This is a genomic window from Hyphomicrobiales bacterium, assembly GCA_030688605.1.
GTDB lineage: Bacteria > Pseudomonadota > Alphaproteobacteria > Rhizobiales > NORP267 > JAUYJB01.
Genome location: JAUYJB010000018.1, coordinates 1 through 4,348 on the forward strand (window position 1 = coordinate 1; position 4,348 = coordinate 4,348).

Annotated in this window: 2 protein-coding genes; one reads left to right on the top strand and one right to left on the bottom strand. The window is 64.7% G+C overall.

Translation table 11 applies throughout. The annotated features are described in order from the left end of the window. Positions 1-500: 500 nt before the first annotated feature. The gene (locus Q8P46_02595; GenBank protein MDP2619056.1) at positions 501-2,180 is read right to left on the bottom strand and encodes an acyl-CoA dehydrogenase family protein; all 1,680 of its coding nucleotides are present in this window, start codon (positions 2,178-2,180) and stop codon (positions 501-503) included. Positions 2,181-2,761: 581 nt separating this feature from the next. Between Q8P46_02595 and Q8P46_02600 the strand changes: the two genes are divergently transcribed. Then, positions 2,762-4,348 (top strand): methyl-accepting chemotaxis protein (locus Q8P46_02600; protein ID MDP2619057.1); only part of this gene is annotated, 1,587 nt, incomplete at its 3' end.

A 4,348-nucleotide genomic window follows, 5' to 3' on the forward strand; every position in this document is an offset into this window, starting at 1 on the left:
GTCAAGGGGCTATCGTATGCACACATCTCAAGTGAGCCGCCCAGGCCATTTCGAAAAAGCGAGTCTTTCCAACAAATGCGAAGGCACCGGATACTGACCGTTTCTCCTAAGGTAGGGCAGATAAGTTATTGGAATCATTGAGGTCAAAAGATGTGTGAATCCGATAGCGTCACGGGGGAGGGAAAGTTTGGTTTGGGTCACCCTCGCCGTCGAGGGGAGGAAGGCGGCGAAGGGTCGAGAGCGGTTGATGGTCATAGGGCACCCTTTGACCGGGATGAATTTGCGTCGTGGCGAGGCGCGTTTCGCAGGGCGATGCGGGACATCGGTCAAGAAGCGCAACGACGCCACGGCGCAAAAAACCTTGGCCTTCGGTGGCCTAAATCGGCCCCCCGGCCGTGTTGCGGCGCTCGCCCGATGCACCGCATCGCACGTCGCTCCACGCCTTGCCGGATGAACCGATTTGGCTCCATCAAATTGATTCCCTATGACCATGAACCGCTCTAGTTGCCGCCTTCGAGGATGCGGCGGGCGATGACCTGGGCCTGGATTTCCGCGGCGCCCTCGAAGATGTTGAGGATGCGGGCATCGCAGAGCACGCGGCTTATCGGATATTCCTGGGCAAAGCCGTTGCCGCCGTGAATCTGCACCGCGTTGTCGGCCGCGGCCCAGGCGACGCGCGCGGCGAGAAGCTTGGCCATGCCGGCTTCCAGATCGCAGCGCCGACCCTGGTCCTTCTCGCGGGCGGCGAAATAGGTGAGCTGGCGGGCGATCATGGTCTCCGCCGTCATCAGCGCGATCTTGTCTGAGATGCGCGGGAAACTGACGATGGGCTTGCCGAACTGGTGCCGCTCGATGGCATAGCGCAGCCCCAGATCCATCGCCGACTGGGCAACGCCGACGGCCCGCGCCGCGGTCTGGATCCGCGCCGACTCGAAGGTCTGCATGAGCTGCTTGAAGCCCTGGCCCTCCTCTTCGCCCAAGAGGTTCTCCGCCTTGACCTCGAAATTGTCGAAGGCGATCTCGTATTCCTTCAAGCCGCGATAGCCAATGACCTCGATCTCGCCGCCGGACATGCCGGGGGCCGGGAACGGGTCGGCGTCGTCGCCGCGCGGCTTTTCGGCCAGGAACATGGAAAGACCCCGATAGCCGGTCGAGTTCGGGTCGGTGCGGACGAGAAGCGTCATCATGTCGGCTCGGACGGGATGGGTGATCCAGGTCTTGTTGCCGGTTATCCGGTAGACGTCGCCGTCGCGCACCGCGCGGGTCTTGAGGCTGGCGAGGTCGGAACCCGTGTTGGGCTCGGTGAAGACGGCGGTGGCGAGGATTTCGCCAGACGCGATCTTCGGCAGCCATTTCCGCTTCTGCGCCTCGGTGCCGCCGGAAAGGATCAGCTCGCCGGCGATCTCGGCCCGCGTGCCGAGCGAGCCGACGGCGATATAGGCCCGCGCAAGCTCCTCGGAGACCACGCACATGGACTGCTTGCCGACGCCGAGCCCGCCATACTCCTCCGGGATGGTGAGGCCGAAGACGCCGAGTTCGCCGAGGCCGGCGAAGATCGAAAGCGGCACATACTCGTTGTTGAGGTGCCACGAATGGGCGTATGGCACCACATTGTCGGCGGCGAAGCGGCGCATCTCCTCGCGGAACGCCTCGAGCGTCTCGTCGAGGCCGGCATCGGCATAGGCCGAGGCGCCGTCGAGCGGCACCAGAAGCGCAATCAGCCTGGCGCGGGCCTCGGCGGTATTGGCGCCGATCAGCTCGGCGACGCCGGGCTGGCCGATCAGCGCGGCAATGCGCTCATGGCTAAGGCCGAGGTCGGGGGCGCGCACGAACTCGCCCTGGCTCATCGGGATGCCGCCCGCGACCTGGCTCAGATATTCGCCGAACCCGATCTGGCACAGGAGCTGCTCGATCTCGCCGAAGCGGCCTTCCGCGTCGAGCCGCTCGGCGTAAGCCGTAAGCTGGCGCAAAGCCTCGACATAGGTCGCAAGCCAGGCAAGGCCGTGGGCCGCGTGCTGGGCGCTGTCGAAAAGCCGGCCATCGATTTTTCCGTCGCGGCGCACCTTGGCGTCGACCGCCATGCGCGCCTCGGCGAAGAGCTGGTCGAGCGCCGACACGGCGCGCTTTGCCGTTGCGATCAACTGCGCCGGTGTCTCCGTCAGTTCTTCGGCCAAGCTCATGGCTGTCCCCCGGTCCCTCCCGCGTCCACCCGTCGCCGGTCATTGTGCACTGCACGGAGGCGGAACATGCCTCGTGCCACAAGCCGCCCCCGCATGCAACCTAGAGCGGTTCCCGGCCATATGGAACCATTTGACCGGGATTATTTTGCGACGTGGCTAGGCGCATGTCGAACGGCGATGTGGTGCATCGGAGAAGACATGCAACGACGCCACGGCGCAAATGGACTCGGTCTTCGGTGGCCCAAATCGGCCCCCCGACCGTGTTGCGGCGCTCGCCCGATGCACCACATCGCGCGTCGCGCCGCGCCTTGCCGGATGAACCGATTTGAGCCATCAAATCGGTCCCACGTGGCCGGAAACCGCTCAGGCGCGAATGAGACGCGGTGTCTCGGCGGCGCGACGCGCGGAGCCCCATCGATCGGCCGCAGTCAAGCTTAATGAAGATTTTACCGCAATTGACCAAGAATTGGGGATAGCGCGAATTGCCATTCGCATCGACACGGCAAGAATCGGTCGGGATTTTTATGGCCCTTGGATTCAAGCGGTTACACGCCGGGGCAGCGTCTGGAACGCTGTCGCAGATGATTGCGCCGGCGCGCATGGTCTGGCCGATTTTTAGCCATTCGCTGTGGTCCCGCCTGTCGATCCGCGCGCGCGTGATCCTGCTCGCCCTGGTCGTTACCGCAGGGTTGGGCGCGATCGCCGTCGATTTTTCGTACAGCCGCCACCGGATGGACGTCGCCTTTGCGGCGGCGCAGGAATATACCGAGCTCGCGGGCCTGGCGCGCAACGTCATGATCAACGCCATGCAGATGCGCCGCTTCGAGAAGGACTTCCTGCTCACCCACAACACCATCCTGACCCACGACCATGACAGCTACGCCGCCCGCACCAGAGTGTCGCTCGATCTGGTGCGCAAATCCGAACTGGCCGGCGACATGGTCGAACGCATCGACAAAGTGAAATGGGGCGTGGCCGAGAACGAGGCCCTGTTCAAGCAAGTGGTCGACTTGCGCAAGGAGCTCGGCGTCGAGGTCGACGACGGGCTGAGCGGCAGCCTCAACGACGCGGTCGAGGAGGTCGAAGGGATCGTCGACGAGGTGCGCGTCGCCAATCTCTATGTCGAGATCGACCCGGTCCTGGTCCAGCTTCAAGCGATGCGTCTGCACGAGCGCAACTACATGCTGGAGGGCGATCCGGCAGAGCTGATCGCGTTCAACGAGATCGCCGGCAGCATCGGCGGCGTCATCGACGTGCTGCTGGTATCGGAAGTGATCAAGGGCGAGCTGAAGGCGGCGTTCACCGACTATACCGGCACCTTGCGGAAATGGGTCGTCGTGCAGGCGGCCCTGGAGGAGAAGGTCAAAAATCTCAACGCCCTCTACGAAACCCTGCCGTCGACCATCGAAGGCATTACCACGGCCGCCGAGATCAACCAGTACGGCAAGGTCGCCGAGCTCAACGCGGTGCGCGCCAGCTTCCAGCGGCACATGTATGTCGGCATCGCGGTCATCGCCCTCATCGTCGTCTGGCTGTGCGTCATGATCGGCCGCAGCATCGCCGTTCCGGTCAACAGGCTGACCGTGGCCATGCGGGAACTCGCCGCTGGCAACATTTCGGCCGACATCCCCATGGCCGAGGATCGCTGCGAGATCGGCGACATGGCCCGCGCGCTCAAGGTGTTCAAGGACAACGCCGTCGAGCGCGAGCGCATGGCCAACGAGCAGCAGCGCCAGCGCGACACCCAGGTCGAACGCGCGCGGCGGATCGAAGCCTCGATCCGCAAGTTCGAGGACGGCGTCCGGGCGGCGCTTGCCGGCGTCGGCGGCGCGGTGGGCAAGCTGGAGAACGTGTCGACCACTCTTTCCTCGAACGCCCGGCACGTCTCCGAGCGCAGCTCGATCGCCGGCGATGCGATCGGCTCGGCCTGCGAGGACGTCGAAACGGTCGCGTCCGCCGCCGAGGAGCTCGCCGTCTCCGTCGACGAGATCGCCGCGGAGGCGACCAAGTCGAGCGAGGTCGCCGGGCGCGCGGTCAGCGAGGCGAACAAGACCACCAAGACCATGCGCGGCCTGTCCGACGCCGCCAACCGCATCGGCGAGGTCGTCGGCCTGATCCAGGACATCGCCGAGCAGACCAATCTCCTGGCGCTCAACGCGACCATCGAG

Bases quoted from the DNA above. Each gene is read 5' to 3' on its own strand.
- Q8P46_02595 (MDP2619056.1), bottom strand. From the start codon at position 2,180: ATGAGCTTGGCCGAAGAACTGACGGAGACACCGGCGCAGTTGATCGCA.